General features: G+C 62.6%; 11 protein-coding genes. 4 read left to right on the top strand and 7 right to left on the bottom strand.

Annotated features, from left to right (window positions below; genetic code table 11):
• Window positions 1-159 precede the first annotated feature (159 nt).
• Entirely contained in the window at window positions 160-3,207 is a 3,048-nt protein-coding gene (locus ACIP02_RS24300; RefSeq protein WP_400621730.1) for an aminotransferase class III-fold pyridoxal phosphate-dependent enzyme, read from the bottom strand.
• Between the two features lie 143 nt (window positions 3,208-3,350).
• Between ACIP02_RS24300 and ACIP02_RS24295 the strand changes: the two genes are divergently transcribed.
• Entirely contained in the window at window positions 3,351-3,791 is a 441-nt protein-coding gene (locus ACIP02_RS24295; RefSeq protein ID WP_400621727.1) for an Lrp/AsnC family transcriptional regulator, read from the top strand.
• Window positions 3,792-3,908: 117 nt separating this feature from the next.
• Here the strand turns inward: ACIP02_RS24295 and ACIP02_RS24290 are convergent, their stop codons facing one another.
• Complete coding sequence (locus ACIP02_RS24290) at window positions 3,909-4,286, bottom strand: nuclear transport factor 2 family protein (protein WP_400621724.1); 378 nt, start codon at window positions 4,284-4,286, stop codon at window positions 3,909-3,911.
• Entirely contained in the window at window positions 4,258-5,649 is a 1,392-nt protein-coding gene (locus ACIP02_RS24285; protein ID WP_400621721.1) for an MFS transporter, read from the bottom strand. Before ACIP02_RS24285 ends, ACIP02_RS24290 begins: the two co-directional genes overlap by 29 nt.
• A 96-nt stretch (window positions 5,650-5,745) precedes the next feature.
• On the opposite strand from ACIP02_RS24285, the gene ACIP02_RS24280 reads away from it, so the two are divergent.
• Complete coding sequence (locus tag ACIP02_RS24280; protein ID WP_400621718.1) at window positions 5,746-6,648, top strand: LysR substrate-binding domain-containing protein; 903 nt, start codon at window positions 5,746-5,748, stop codon at window positions 6,646-6,648.
• Window positions 6,649-6,654: 6 nt separating this feature from the next.
• On the opposite strand, the gene ACIP02_RS24275 is transcribed toward ACIP02_RS24280, so the two are convergent.
• The 3 genes from ACIP02_RS24275 to ACIP02_RS24265 all read right to left on the bottom strand — a co-directional run bounded on the left by ACIP02_RS24275 (window position 6,655) and on the right by ACIP02_RS24265 (window position 9,977).
• Window positions 6,655-7,272, bottom strand: coding sequence for a dTMP kinase (locus ACIP02_RS24275; RefSeq protein ID WP_400621715.1), 618 nt, complete (start codon window positions 7,270-7,272; stop codon window positions 6,655-6,657).
• 224 nt (window positions 7,273-7,496) lie between these two features.
• Window positions 7,497-8,600 carry a P1 family peptidase gene (locus tag ACIP02_RS24270; RefSeq protein WP_400621712.1) on the bottom strand — a complete coding sequence of 368 codons (1,104 nt, stop codon included), beginning with the start codon at window positions 8,598-8,600 and terminating at the stop codon, window positions 7,497-7,499.
• Between the two features lie 12 nt (window positions 8,601-8,612).
• On the bottom strand, window positions 8,613-9,977 hold the full coding sequence (locus tag ACIP02_RS24265; protein ID WP_400621709.1) for an APC family permease: 1,365 nt from the start codon (window positions 9,975-9,977) through the stop codon (window positions 8,613-8,615).
• Between the two features lie 224 nt (window positions 9,978-10,201).
• On the opposite strand from ACIP02_RS24265, the gene ACIP02_RS24260 reads away from it, so the two are divergent.
• Both ACIP02_RS24260 and ACIP02_RS24255 read left to right on the top strand, forming a co-directional pair.
• Window positions 10,202-10,990: a LuxR C-terminal-related transcriptional regulator gene (locus ACIP02_RS24260; protein ID WP_400621706.1), complete on the top strand. Its 789-nt coding sequence runs from the start codon at window positions 10,202-10,204 to the stop codon at window positions 10,988-10,990.
• A gap of 81 nt (window positions 10,991-11,071) precedes the next feature.
• Window positions 11,072-13,627, top strand: a complete 2,556-nt coding sequence (locus ACIP02_RS24255; protein ID WP_400621703.1) for an HWE histidine kinase domain-containing protein — start codon at window positions 11,072-11,074, stop codon at window positions 13,625-13,627.
• 80 nt (window positions 13,628-13,707) lie between these two features.
• Here the strand turns inward: ACIP02_RS24255 and ACIP02_RS24250 are convergent, their stop codons facing one another.
• Entirely contained in the window at window positions 13,708-15,267 is a 1,560-nt protein-coding gene (locus tag ACIP02_RS24250) for a diguanylate cyclase (RefSeq protein WP_400621700.1), read from the bottom strand.
• Window positions 15,268-15,335: the final 68 nt, after the last annotated feature.

Here is a 15,335-nt window from a genome sequence, read left to right as displayed (position 1 = left end):
GCATTATGCTGGTCCATGTAGGAGCGGCCTTGCGTCGCGAAAGGGCTGCGCAGCAGCCCCAGCAATTTGTGCGGCTGCGCTGAAATCCCGGGGCTGCTGCGCAGCCCTTTCCGACCGGTCCGGCGCCCCGGCAAGGCCGCTCCTACATAAGAAGGTGTGTTACTTCAACGCTGCGGTGAAGCTGTCCTTCAGCACCTCCAGCAAGAAGTCGGCATTGGCCCGGCTGAAAATCATCGATGGGCGCATTTTCAGTACGTTGTCATGTGGCCCTTCGGTACCGATCAGCACGCCGCGCTCTCTGGCGCCATCCGCCACTCTCCTGGCCAATGCCGTCGCCGGGGCCTTGGATGTGCGGTCGGTGACCAGCACGATGCCGAGGAACAGGCCTAACCCGCGCACATCGCCAATTACCTCGAACTGCTGCTGCAGCTTGCGGAACCCCTCAAGCAGGTAGTTACCAACGTTCAAGGCGTTCTCTTTCAACTGGTCTCGCTCGATTGCATTGAGTACCGCCAAACCTACCGCGCACGACACCGGGTTGCCGGCAAAGGTGTTGAAGTATTCCATGCCATTGTTGAACGCATCGGCAACCTCACGGGTGGTCACCACCGCCGACATCGGGTGGCCGTTACCGATCGGCTTGCCCATGCTAACCGCGTCCGGCACAACGCCCTGGGTCTCGAAGGCCCACCAATGGCTACCGACGCGGCCAAAGCCGACCTGCACCTCATCGGCCAGGCACAGCCCGCCTTCTGCCCGCACCATCGCATACACCTCCTTGAGGTATTGCTCGGGCAAAAACACCTGCCCCGCCACGCTGGGGATCGACTCGGCGAGGAAGAACCCGGGGCGTTTGCCGGCCTTGCGCATGGCAGCCAGCTGCTCTGCCACCGACTCGGCAAAGCGCTTGCCGTGCTCGTCCAGCGGCCAGTCCTCGGGGGCGTAGTAGCTCTCAGGGACCACGGCCTCGTAAACGTGCGCCGCCCTGCCCTTGCCGGCTTTGCGCTTGTACTTGTAGGGGCTCAGGTCGATGAGCTCCTGGGTGGTGCCGTGGTAGGCCCAGTCCAGCACGATCGCCTGGTCACTGCCGGTGTAATTGCGCGCCATGCGCAGCATCAGGCTGTTGGCTTCACTGCCCGAACAACCGAACGACGCTACGCAAAGGCCCTCTGGCAGCGTGCCGGTCAAGCGCTCGGCGTATTCGACGATGTTGTCGTGCAGGTATCGGGTATTGGTGTTGAGCAACGCAGCCTGGTGTGTCAGGGCTTCAACCACGTCGGGGTGACTGTGGCCCAGGTGGCAGACGTTGTTGAAGCAGTCCAGGTAAGCCCGCCCGAAGTTGTCGATCAACCACACGCCATCGCCCCGTACGAATTTGATCGGGTCGGTGTACGAAATGGACAGGTTCGGTAACAACAGTTCCTTGCGCTTGGCAATGATACGCGCCTTGGTCATGCCCTGCTGGTCGTAGGTTTCTGGCGGGATACCGGCCAGCGCCGAGGCATCCGGGAACAGGTCCGCCCACACTTCGCGGTACTCCGGCTCACCTACGCCAATCACCTCGCTGGCGGTCAACCCGGTATCGGTGGTCATCTGCAGATGCAGGTGCGGAATCCAGCCGCCGTTTTCGTGGTCCGCGCCCATGTAGCCGACCAGGTCGCCGGCTTCAAGCATGTCGCCCGCCTGCAGGCGGGTGAGCGCCTCATGGGCCATGTGCCCCCACAGGGTCAGGAACGGCGGGCAACCTGGCGGCGTATGCTCGATCATCACCAGGCCACCGTAACCCAGTGGGTCGGGCTCGACTTCGACGCTTTTGACGGTGCCGGCGACGGGTGCATACAACGGCGTACCGGCAGGCATCACCAGGTCAACCCCTACATGCAGGGTACGGCGTTGCCCCTTGATGAAACGCGACTCGAAGGCGCTGTCGGTGTAGATGGTGCGCAGTTCGCCCCATGGCCCGATGGCCAATGGCACCTTGTGCGCAGCCGAGTATTCGTTCCACCATCGGGTTGCGTCGGCCGGGCGCTGCTGGGCCGAGGCAATGGTCATCTCGTGGCCGGCGTCGCCAAACGGCGCGATCACTTTGTTCAGGATGGCAGCTGACGGGCGCACCAGGTCGGCAAAGGTTTTTTGATTGGCGGCGACCCAGCGACGGACATCGCCGGCACCGTCGATGGCATCAAAACCACAGGCCTTGCGCAGAATGCCAGTGGCCAGCCGCGGGTTCATCGCATCCAATTGCTCCAGCAGGCGCCAGGCAGGCGCCTCGCTGATGGCCAGGTAGGGGTTGTCGTCGGTCTGATCATGGCGGGAAGCAGAGAACGTGACGCTGATGACCAGGCGCATGGCGATCAGGTCGAACAGCACATCCAGCTCTTGTGCCTGCAGCGGGTACGTTTCATGGAAACCGGCCACCAGCGCGGCAGCCGCGCCGATCGGGTCGTCCATGTCGAGGATGGCATACGCACTGGCAATCGCGACCTCGGCAATCAGTACGGTGTGCACGGCATCGCCGAAGTCGATGAAACCAGTCACGGTGCTGGTGGTTTCGGCATCGACCAGGATGTTCCAGTCGTTGGCATCGTTGTGGATCACCTGGGCACGCAGCGCGGCCAGCCTTGGCTGTACGGTCTGTTCGAAGCGGGTGATAAAACGCTCGACAATCGCCCGACGCTCCGGGCTCTTGATGAAGTGCAGGCGCGAACGGGAGCGTGCGGCATGGCGCAGGTCCCAGTCCAGTTCGCGCACCGCACCCGGGTGCATGAAGCCCTGCAGGGCACGGTCAAGCTCACCCAGCGCCCGGCCGAAGTTGCTCATCAATGCAAAGCTGCGCCTGGCCTCGGCAAGCGGCGTGCCCGGTAGCCAGCTGACCATGCGCAAGGCGTGCTGCTCACCCGCGGTGCTGGCCACCGTTGGCAGGTAGCCCCCCGCGGTGCTGGCCCGCAGGTGCGGCACGCCCAGGTGTGCACCCTGCACCGCCAGGTGCTCTAGCAGTGCGGTTTGAAACGCGCTTTCTACCTGGGGTTCACTGGCGTTGACGATTTTCAGGATCCAACCCGCATCTGTGCCGGTTTCCAGCCTGTAGTTGCGGTCACGCTCGCCATCCAGGGGCGTTGCCTTGCCGGTGACATTGAAGAAGTCTTTTGCGAGGCCCTCAGCATCGCTTGCCGAAAACCGAGGTGCCGGGTGGGAAAGGTCTGTCATATCATCACGTTCCGAGCGAGCAAATTGTTTTTTCAATAGCTTGTCATGCACCACCGAAACCGACACCCTGCATACGGTCGGGATCAACAGGCATTATGCCGGTTCTGACCGGCATAAAGACGGCGGGCTTATTGGGTGGTGCAATGCGTGACCTGGACGCAAAAGATCGTGAGATTCTTGAAGTACTCTCGAAGGACGCGCGCATTGCGCTCAAGGCGCTGGCTGGCCGCATCGGCCTTTCCAGAAGCGCCACGACCGAGCGCGTAGCCAACCTTGAGCGCAGTGGGATCATTCGCGGTTACCGCGCCGACATCGGCGAAATAGACGCCAACGTGATACGTGCGATCTTGCTGGTGACGTTGCAGCGCACACCGGCCATGGGGCTGCTCGACCAATTGGCCACCGATGCGCGCGTGCGGCGGGTTTCCTCGGTGAGCGGCCAGCTCGACCTGGTAGTGGAAGTCGAAACCCGTACCATCGACGACCTCAACCAGGTACGTGACAGCGTGGCACGGCACGAATCGGTGGATGACATTACCACCTCGGTGGTACTGCGCCGGGACATCGACCGTCAGGGTGCTTGAGCAGCCGCAACGGCCCTGCACAACCTATCAAGCCAGTGCAATTGTGGGAGCGGGCGTGCCCGCGAACACCGGCGCAGGCCGGTGCCATCCTGCACAACGCCCACTGGGCGGGCAGTTTCAGGCCGCCCAGGTTTCCTGCAGATGGCGCCACAGGGGGCGCCCCCCTTCAACAGTGAACACGGCGGTCGAGAGCCGCGTCTTCGCCTGTTGACCGGGCAAATGGTGCGTCTCGCAATAGCGCACCACTGCACTCTCTGGCCATTGCGCGAGGGTTTCCAGCCCGTTGAGCTCAATGCTTAAACCAGGCTGGGCGCCTGTGCGCTGGGCAAACAGCGACGCGACCTCGGCAAGGCCGATCTGGGCACCGCCAGGTGTGACCATCTTAAAATCACGGTGAAAGCGCTCGAGCATGGCTGCAACAGTGCCCTCAGCGCGGGCAAACAGCGTTTCGATCAAGACATGCAAGTCAATGACTTCTTTCAGATAACGGTCCATGAAGTTCCTTTGCTTTGGTGAGTGAGCGAATCCGCAGCCAGATCAGGGCGACCAGGCAGGTTGCCTGCAAGCCCCCCGCCAGCATGAATGTACTCTGATAGGCCTGCCGTGCCCCGATTTGCGAAGACAGCAAGCCGAACACCAGGCTGACCGCCGTGACGCCCAGGCAGAAACTCAATTGCCGGTTCAACGCCCAAAGGGTACTGCCCTGGCCGAGTGCCGAAGGGGCCAAGGCAGAAAACGCGGCGCTTTGCGCGACACTGGTGCACAGGCTGCTGCCAACACCCAGCAGCGCGTAGGCCAGCATGAGCGAAGGCACGCTCGATGCCAGCGCCAGCAGCGCATAACCCGGTACCTGCAGCGCCAGCCCGAGCACCAGCAAGGCGCCAGGGCCGACCAGCCTGTAGCACCAGGTCGTGCAGGCAATTGCCATAGCCGCACCTGCAGTCCAGGGCAGCATCAGGCTGCCCGCCGCCTTTGCGCTCCAGCCAAGCTCGGCCTGCAGGTAAAGCATGGCCAACAGGTTCACCCCGATGAACAACCCTGGCACCGCCAGATACAAAATCAGCGAGCCGGCGAAAACAGGCTCACGTGCTACCGAAAAATCCACCAGCGGCGCAGCGCTGCGCCGTGAGTGATGCCAGTAACCGCCCAGCAGAATTGCCGACAGCAAGGCCCACATCAGTGCCGTGCCGCCCTGGCCATTGCCCGCTGCAGTCATACCCAGCAGGCCAATCCCCACACCCGCGCCGGCCAACAGCAAGCCCTTGCCATCGAAGGGTTCACTGCGCATTGCTGCGGGTACCCGCGGTAACCAGCAAGCGCCCAGCAGCAATGCCAGCAGCGCCATCGGCAGGCTGGCGACCATCACCCACTGCCAAGGCAACCGTAACGACAACCAGCCGCCCAGTAGGGGTGATACGGCTGGCGCCAGCAAGCCTATGGCCATGATCGCCATGGTCACCTTTGGCCGTTCATTGGCTGGGTATTGGCGATAGACCAGTGCCTGCCCTGCGGGAATGAACAGCCCGCCAGCAAGACCTTGCAAGCCGCGTAATGGCAATAGCGTAAGCATCTGTGCGCAGCTGCCGATCAGCAATGTCGCAATTGAAAACAGTGCCAGCGAAACGAGCAGCAGCGGGCGGTCGCCCATGCGTTCAGCCAACCATCGACTGGGCAACATCCCCAGCGTCAGCCCCAGTAGGTAGGCCGTGCTTACCCAGGCCAAGGCGGCGACATCGGCTTGCAGGGCCGCACCGATTATCGGTGAGACGACCGCCGTGATGAAGGTATTGATCAGGTCAACGAAGAAACCCAGGAGGTAAAAAAGTGTGATACGACGGCGTTGGTTGAGTAAGGCCACGATGAACTCCATTCAGCGAGCCCGACTGTAAGCCTTCGGCTGCAGCGACATAAGTGCTGTAATATCAGCCACACTGTTAACTGTTTTTTGACAATGATGCTCGACCTTAATCGTGTTGCCAGCTTCATCGCTGTTGCGGACAGCGGCAGCTTTACCAAGGCGGCCCAATTACTGGGCCTGTCCAAGGCACGTATCAGCTTCAATGTGCGGCGCCTGGAGGCTGAGCTGGGTGCAGGCCTACTGGCGCGCAATACCCGGCATACCGTGCTGACCGATTGCGGTGAACGGTTTTTACGCGAGGCGCGGCAGCTGCTTGACCAGGCAGAACGTGCGTCAGCGAGCGTGCAGCCTTCGCCTGCCGGGCTCAGCGGGCGTTTGCGCATTACCAGCACGTCAGCCTTCGCGCTGCAGGCGGTGCTGCCGGTGTTGGCCCACATGGCCGAGGCTCATGCCGAGCTGGCAATCGAGCACGTCGCCTCGTCGAACCTCTGTGACCTGGTTGCCGAGCGCTTCGATGTGGCTATCCGTCTAGGCGAGCTGGCTGATTCCGATTACAAGGCGGCGAGAATCGGCGACTACGCTTTGCAACTGGTTGCCAGCCCGGCGTACCTGCTGCGCCACCCGGTGGGTTCGGCAGACGCGCTCGCGCAAGTGGACTGGCTGGCGCATACCCACCTGAGTGATGCACCCTGGCGATTCTTCAATGCCCCCGCCACGACTGAACCCAGCCGCTTCGAGCGCCAGCCCCGCTTGCAGGCTGATAGCGCCGAGGCGTTACTGGCCATGGCCTTGCGCGGGCTTGGTGTCGCGCTGCTGCCGGGCTGGCTGGTTGACGATGCCATCGCCCGGGGTGAACTCGTCAGTGTGATTGACCCTGGCCACTTCGCACGGCAACCGATTCATGCGCTGTATCGCAACAGCATGTATGTGCCGGCGGCAATACGGGTTTTCATCGACCTGCTGACTGCGCGATGGAACGATCAGGAAAGTGTGCGGTAACAGAACTCACGCGTTGCGCAGCACTGCCTGTATCTCGCCAACCACCTGCCGCGTTGCCTGGTCGACAGTGCCTTCATTTCGGCACAGCACCCAGCCATGCTCCGCAACCGCCCGCTCGAATGCCGCAGTGCAGGCAACCTGTTCATCCAGGCTGTGAATCACCGTACTGCCCAGCCCGCGGTTGCGCGCTGCAGCCCTTGCCCATGAGATTTCAGGGGCGGTGACCACACCGACATGCAGGTCTGGCACTTGCACGCCGCGCTCAAGGTTCAATTGCAAGATCTGCGCAAACGGCACGCTACGGCGAAATGCTGCGTCAGAGGGGTACCAGCGATCGATCAGGATAATGCTGTCAGCGGGCTGCTTGGGCAGTACCGTGCGAGAAATCCAGGCACGGCTTTCTGCGAAGCGCTCGCAGACCTGGTATTCCAGCGCCTGGCAGGGGTTTCTGGCGAGCCTGTTGACCAACACCATGGTTTCGCTGCGGTAGGGGTCGTTGTTTCTCTCGCAAAGGCGGACCACCTTGTGCCCGTCCAGCCTCAGTGCTTGAGTCACGGCCTCCAGCAGTGTGGTCTTGCCGGTGCCCTTGGGGCCATCGATGGAAACAAACAGCGGGTGGTTCATCGTTCAATACCAGTAGGCTCAAGCGCGCGATGAGACCATTTATTGCGGCTTGCCTTCAAGCGCCTGTCGAATGGAGTACATATGTTCTCCACAGGCGAAAGGCGGCATAGGCCGCCTTCGCTACCCAGGGCCCCGTAGGCGGCTTTAGCTACGACACCGGCGCAGCCGATGCCATGCACCGCGTTGGATGCTTCGCGGCTAAAGCCGCTCCTACATTGACCGCGTCAGCTTTGGGCCTGCCAACCCATTTGCTTGAGCGCCGTGAGCAAGCGTTCACCCTCAAGGCCTGGCACTTCGCGCCCGTCGTCAGCCAGCATCATGCGCCCCGCCAGGATCGCATTGACGATGGCCTCCTCCACTGCCTCGGCTGCCGCTGCGAACAACGGCGAGATATGGTCGTTGTTGGCCATCGCCACCTGCGCCGTCATTGGCAGGTCGCGGCGGTTGTAGTCGGCCGGTGCCAGCCCAGTGTTACCGGTCGAAAACGCCAGGAAAATATCGCCGCTGGAGTCATCGGTACCGCCCCCTGTGCGGGCAATGCCCAGCGCCGCCCGTTGCGCCAGGCGCTGGCACTGGTGCGGCAGCAACGGTGCATCGGTGGCCAGCACTACCACGATCGAGCCCATGCCTGGGGTGTCCTGCTGATCAAAGGGCGAAGGCAGATCGAGCAACACCCGGCCCACCGGGTAACCATCCACCCGCAACTCACGACGCTGGCCATGGTTGGCCTGGACAAAAGCACCTACCGTCCAGCTTCCCTCCCCGGCCGACAGCACCCGCGACGCCGTCCCGATGCCGCCCTTGAATTCATGGCAGATCATGCCGGTACCCCCGCCAACCGCCCCCTCGCCCACTGGCCCGCTGCTGGCTGCGCCCAACGCCTGCTGGACCAGGTCGGCATTTACATGCTGGCCCCAGATGTCGTTCAGCACGCCGTCATACGTTTCCATCACCACCGGCATGCACCAGTAGGTCGAAGCATCAGCCAGGGTCGCGTGCTCATGGGCAATCAGCGCATCGCGCACTACGCCGACACTGTGGGTGTTGGTGGTGGCAATGGCGGTGGTCAGCAGGCCCGCTTCCCGAACCCACTCAAGGCCGGTGGCATCGCCATTGCCGTTGAGCACATGGCAGCCGGCAAAGCATGGCTGATAGCGCGCCGGGCCTTCTCGCGGCTCGATAATGCTGACCCCGGTGCGCACCGCTTTGCCGGCGTGGGTGGTATTCAGGGTGGCGTGACCAACCCGCACCCCCGGTACATCGGTAATGGCGTTGTGCGGGCCGGGCTGGCCAAGGCCCAGCGTGATACCAAAATCGCGTGCTCGCATCTTGTTTCTCGCTCAAAGTTTCTGAAAGGCTGGGCTCAACTTGCCATAGGTGCCGTACAGCAACACCGAGGTAAGCAGAATGCCAACGATGATGAATATGTCCCGCGCCGAAGCCGTGCTCAGCAAGGTCGTCAGCAGGTACCCGGCACCGATCACCGCCGCCAGTGCCGGCAGCGGCCACAGCGGCATGCGGTACGGGTGTTCACGGTCACGGCGCACTACCCGGCTGAACAGTGCACACAAGCCCACCACCAGGTACACGCAGAGGATCAGCAGCACGGTGAACGAAGTGAGCTCCGACAGGTTGGAACTGAAGGTCAGCGCCGCAGACGGCACGGCGAGGAATAGCGTGGCCAGCCACGGCGACTCCCACTTGGGATGGATCCGGGTAAACGCACGGTTCAGGGTCGGCATCCACAATGCGTCGCGCCCACTGCTGTAGATCACCCGCCCGCTCTGGATCACCAGCGCGATGATCGCGTTGAACACCGAAAGGAAGATCCCGGCGCTTACCAGGCGCGACAGGGTTTCGTTGCCATGAGCGGTCAGCAGGTAGCCAATCGGATCGGGGCTGGCCAGCATCGCTTCCAGCGAGGGGGCACCGACCAGAAGCGCCACCAGCGGGACCACCTCGATAGCCACCACCAGCACCAGTGACCACAACACCGCTTTGGGTATGCCGCGCCCGCCGCACTTCATGTCTTCGGCCAGCAGCACGGCGCCACCATAACCGTTGAACGAGAACAGCGCGGTGCCAATCGCACCCACCACCAGCGCCCAGGGCGCCGCGTGCAGTAGGCCGTTGTCGAGTACCAACGGGCTGACCAGGCTGCTGACCGGTTGCTGGGCGTGACCGAAGCCCAGCACCACGATCACCATCAACGCCGCCACTTCAAGCAGAAGGCAGATGCCGGTGACCCACGCGTTCAGCTTGATGTTGAGGATCCCCAGCAGGTAACCCAGGGCCACGATCACCAAGGCGACTGCCTGCCCGTCAAGCTGGGTGCCCAGCGCCGCATTCAGGTAAGTGGCGGCCCCGGTGGCCAGTACCGGTGGAATGAACACCAGCATTGCCAGCACGGTTAGAAAGGTGGCATAGCCGGCCATGCCGCCAAACACGCGCTTGGCAAACACGTATTCCCCCCCTGCCACACTGTGCGCACGGCCCAGTTCGGCATAGCAGAGCGCGAACATCAGCGCCAGTACGCCGCCGAGCATGAAGGCCCATATGACCCCGGTGCCGGCCTGGGCGATGGCAAAAGGCGCGATGACGAACACCGAACTGGCGGGGGTGACCGAAGAAACGGTAATGGCGACTACATCAGCGACGCTTAGCGTCGGTTTGAGCTCTGGAGCGGGTGCACTGCTGGACGTCATTTGTTCATCCTCACGTTATTGTTGGTGTCAGGAGGCAGAACCAGGAAGCGAAGCGTGGCGGGCTCGACGGCCCGCTTGATGGGTACGGAATCTATGCGGCGCTAGCTGGCCGGACAATTCCCACAAAGGGGTACCCCCGGTTGACAGCGACGGTGAATCAGGCGCCAATGCCCCAGGGCTGCGTTGCAGCCCCTGCTTGCTCTACCCCTTCCAAGGATGCAGTCGTGGACATTCTCTTTCATGAAGTTGCCGGCCACACCGCCTTGGCCCGGGCGATCGAGCACATCGGCAGCACGCGCTTCTGGCGCCAGCTGATCTTGTTACTGCGGCATTGGGTACCGTTCGACAACGCCCTGGCGATTCACTTTCCGGCCCAGGGCGCACCGCACGTGCTGGAGGAATACGACGCCGCACCGGCACCCGTGGCCGGCGAGTTGTACCTCGACGGCTTGTACCTGCTCGACCCGTTCTACCAGGCCGCCCGCGAAGGCCTGGCTACTGGTTGCTATCACCTCGAGGAAGTGGCGCCGGACCATTTCTGGCAGACCGACTATTACCAGAACTACTTCCAGGACCATGTGCTGGTGGATGAAGTGCAGTTTCTGCTGCAGCTGCCTGCGGGTGTGCTGTCGCTGTCGCTGGGCATGCGTCGCGCCTTCGACGCAGCAGAGCTGGGCAAGCTGAACCTGGTCAGCGCCTGGGTGCTGGCCCTGCTTCAGCAACACTGGGCACGCAGCGGCCAATCGCTGCCAGTGCAAGCTCCGGTTGGCGATGCCCTGGCCAGGTTTGGCCAAGGCTTGCTGTCCGAGCGTGAGCTGGAAATTGCCCGGCTGATCCTGCGCGGTTACTCGTCAAAAGCCATGGCACAACGGCTGGGTATCTCACCGGAAACCATCAAGGTGCACCGGCGCCACCTGTACGCGAAACTGAATATCTCGTCGCACCCGGAGCTGTTCTCGATGTTCATCCGTGAGCTGGGGTTCTCTGATGACCGCGGGGATAGTGCCGTGTAGGCACAAGGCGGGCAAGGCCTGCTAGGCTGACGAACGATGGCCACCTGCTGGTAGCCTCTACTTCCCCTACAGGCACGGCCAATGACCTCCGATACCCCAGTAAACCTGACCAACTGCGACCGTGAGCCGATCCAGATCCCCGGTAGCATCCAGCCCCATGGCTGCCTGCTGGCCTGCGATGCATCGGCGACACTGGTCTTGCGCCATTCGGTCAATGCCCCGCAAATGCTGGGCCTAACCGGCGATATCAATGGCCTGAAGCTGCAGGCGGTGTTAGGGGATGAGGTCGCCCATACCCTGCGCAACGCGCTGGCCCGCACCCGGGAAGCCGCACGGCCCGCACTCAGCTTCGGCGTCAGGCTGCCCAATGGCCAGGCCTTCGATATCGCCGCCCATCTGTTCAAAGGCACGGCGATCCTCGAATTCGAACCCGCAGGCGCCAACATCGCCGAGCCCGTCGAACTGGCCCGTACACTGATCGCCCAACTGCGTGAAATCGACAAGACCGGCAAGCTGTTCCGCGACGCTGCGCGGTTTATCCGCGCCGTGCTCGGTTACGACCGGGTGATGATCTACCAGTTGGGTGCGGACGGCGCCGGCAAAGTAGTCGCAGAGGCCAAACGCAGCGACCTGGAAAGTTTCATGGGCCAGTACTTCCCGGCCTCCGATATCCCCCAGCAAGCGCGTGCGCTGTACTTGCGCAACCCGATCCGGGTGATTTCCGATGCCCAGTTCAAGACGGTTCCCCTCGACCCGGTGCTCGACCTCTCCGGCGAGCCGCTTGACCTCTCCTACGCGCACCTGCGCAGCGTCTCGCCTATTCACTGTGAATACCTGAACAACATGGGCGTGGGCGCATCGATGTCGATTTCGGTGATCGTCAACGGCGAGTTGTGGGGGCTGATCGCCTGCCACCACTATGCACCGCGCACGCTGGCCATGGGGCTGCGGGTAGCGGCGGAAATGTTTGGCGAGTTCTTCTCGCTGCATATCGAAACCCTGCGCAGCCGGCAAAAGCTTGAAGCCGCCGTGCAGGTGCACAAAGCGCTGGACAGCCTGCTGCGTGACGCCAACCAGGCCGCTGACATCGACGGGTTCTTCCATGCCCGCTTGCCCCGGCTGATGGCGTTGATCCCCTGCGACGGCATCGGCATGTCACTGCAGGGCCGCTGGGCGTCCGTCGGGGTGGCCCCACCGAAGTCGGCCGTGCCTGATCTGCTGCGCCTGGCCGACATTGTCGGCGACGCCCGCACCTGGGCGTCCAACCGCCTGTCGACGGTACTGCCGGCAGCCAAGGCGTACTTCACCGACGTGTCTGGCGTGCTGATCATTCCGATGTCGCAGCACCCCAGGGATTACCTGATATTCTTCCGCAAGGAGGTGGTCGAGACGCTCGACTGGGCCGGGGACCCGAGCAAGACCTACGCCAGTGGCGCGCTGGGCGACCGCCTGACACCGCGCAAAAGCTTCACCCTCTGGAAAGAAACCGTTCACCAGCAATCGTTGCCGTGGTCCGAGCAGGACCGCCAGTTTGGCGACGCCATCCGCACCGCTATCGTCGAAGTGGTGCTGTACAACAGCGAACTGCTGGCCAGCGAACGCGCCAAGGCTGAAGTGCGCCAGCGCATCCTCAACGAAGAGCTCAACCACCGGGTCAAGAACATCCTCTCGCTGATCGGCGCGCTGGTTGCCCACCCGACTTCGGAAAGCCAGACCCTGCACGACTACGTGGCAACATTGAGAGGCCGCATCCAGGCACTGTCCCTCGCCCACGACCAGGTGGTGCGAGGTGACGGTGGCGGGCGCCTGGCCAAACTGCTGGAGGCCGAGCTATTGCCCTACCGCACTGGCGCTGGCGTGATCGAACTGCAAGGCCCGAACGTGATTCTGGATGCCCGCGCTTATTCGGTCATGGCCTTGGTGCTGCACGAACTGGCGACCAATGCCGCCAAGTACGGCGCGCTGTCGCGGGCCGGCGGCACACTTTGCGTAGGCTGGAGCATTGAAGCAAGCGGCGCCTGCGCCATTACCTGGCGTGAAAGCGGCGGCCCGACGGTACGCCCGCCCAGCCGCACTGGCTTCGGCTCGGTGCTGATCGACCGCAGCATCCCGTTCGACCTTGGCGGCACCAGCGCAGTGGACTATCACCCCGAGGGCCTGCAAGGGCTGTTCAGGATCCCGGCCAAACACCTTTCCGTGGCCGAAGCAACCGAGCCTGCCGGCATCGCCGCGCCGATCGCGCAGGCCGCCGATGCCTTTGCCGCACGGGCAGGCTTGCGCGTCTTGATCCTTGAGGACCAACTGGTGATCGCCGTTGGCCTGGAGCAGATTCTCAATGATGCGCAGATCAAGGACGTGATCACCGCCAGTTCCGAGGATGAGGCCATACGGCTGCTGGCTGACCGCGCACCGGATGCCGCGATCCTGGATGTAAACCTGGGCACCGGCACCTCCATATCGGTGGCCGATGAGTTGGTGCGGCGGCAGATTCCATTCCTGTTTGCCACCGGTTATGGCGACGGCATCAGTATTCCCGAGCACCTGCAGCATGTGCCGGTAACGCGCAAGCCCTACGATGCCAATGCCATTCTGACCAGCTTGCAAGGTTTGTTGAGGACCGTGCAGGCCTCAGGCTGACGCGGTCCCTGTAGGAACGGCTTTAGCCGCGAACACCGGCGCAGCCGGTGCCCTGTACCAATTTGGATAGATGATGGCGTTCAACCCTGTGCCACAACCTGGTTGCGCCCGGCCTGCTTGGCCAGGTACAAGCGCTCATCGGCCTTTTTAAGCACCGCTGCCGATAGCTGCCCGGCCGACTCGCGGCCGGCAACGCCGATGGAAATGGTCATCACCCCGACCTTGTCCAGCGGGCGGGTGGCTATTGTCGTGCGAATACGTTCGGCTATCTCGGTTGCCATCGTCAGGCTGGTGTCCGGCAGCAACAGACTGAACTCTTCACCGCCCGCCCGGCACGCCAGGTCGCCGGTTCGCGAACAGGCCTGGATGATGCCGGCAATATGCTGCAGGGCGACATCGCCGACATCATGCCCCCAGGTGTCGTTGACCCGCTTGAAGTGGTCGATGTCCAGCGCCAAGGCGCAGTAGGGTTGCCCCTGCTGATCGAGGATGGCCAGGGCTGCATTCATGCCTCGGCGATTGATCAAACCGGTCAGCGGGTCGCTCTCGGCAACGTGGTTGAGGTCGCTGATTTTCTGGTCCAGCGAACGCACCCCGGCCAACAGTGCCTTGCGAATGGCCGCCGCCTCGGCGTACCAGGCATTGACTGTTTTCAGCTGCTGGCTGGCACCAAGGTCAGGGACCTGCTGTGCGCTGTTGGCCAGTTGGCGCAATGGACGAGTGACCAGGGTCGAGACAGCCAGGATCAACACTAACCCCAGCAGGCTGACCGGCAGTAACTTCAGCAGCATGTCGTGCATCAGTGCGCTCAGTGGCTGCAGCGCGTTTTCCCGCGGTTGCTGGGTCACCACCGCCCAGTGTGCGCCTTTCACTTCGGCATACCCTGCCAACATGGGTATGCCGCGATAGTCGGTCGACTCCAGTTCACCCTCCCCTCCACGCAAGGCCGCATGCGCCGTGGCACTGGTATTCAGCACCGCACCCAGCCTGGACGGGTCGGGGTGGTAGAGGATCTGCAAGTGATCATCGACAACGAAGGCGAAGGCGTCTGCCAATTGGTGCGTACCGATCATGATGCTCATGACCCCGCCTTCGCGAAGCTTGACCAACCCGGCAAGCACGCCAAGTACATCGCCTTTACCATCGCGTATGGGATTGGAAATCAGCACGCTGAAGGTGCCATCTGGTGACGTAAAGGCCTGGCTGACCAGGGGAAGGCGGGCACTTGCTGCCTGGCGGACCGCCTCGTTGAGTTTCTCTGTGGTGGAGAAATCCAATGGTGGGTAGCCGTCAAGGATCGTCCCCGAGGCATCGGCAACGACGACCAGTTCAAGCTCGGCGTCCTGCACTTTCAAGCGTTTCGCTTCTGCCTGCGCGAGCCTGCGATTGCTGAAATCATGCCCGATCAACTCGCTGCTGTACTGCAGGCGTTCATGCACCGAGTCGATGAACGCATCGACACCCGACGCCACTTTGTAGGCATAGGCCCTGTGCGACTCTAGCGCCGAGTGGATCAAAGCGTCCCGCACCACCCCATGCGCCACCACCAGGCAGGTGGCCAAGGTGACCAGCACACTGGCTGACAACAGCGACAGCATCAAGCCGCGAATACCGATGTATCGCGCATTTATCCTTAACATGAACCCAGCTCCCCCAGCTCCCTTCAGAGCGTAGAAGACTGCGGCAGCTGAGCAAGTACCGTGATAGA

This window comes from Pseudomonas sp. NPDC089408, from assembly GCF_044749445.1.
Taxonomy (GTDB): Bacteria; Pseudomonadota; Gammaproteobacteria; order Pseudomonadales; family Pseudomonadaceae; genus Aquipseudomonas.
The sequence above is the reverse complement of the archived record's forward strand: the minus strand, read 5'-3'. Positions and strand labels throughout refer to the sequence as shown.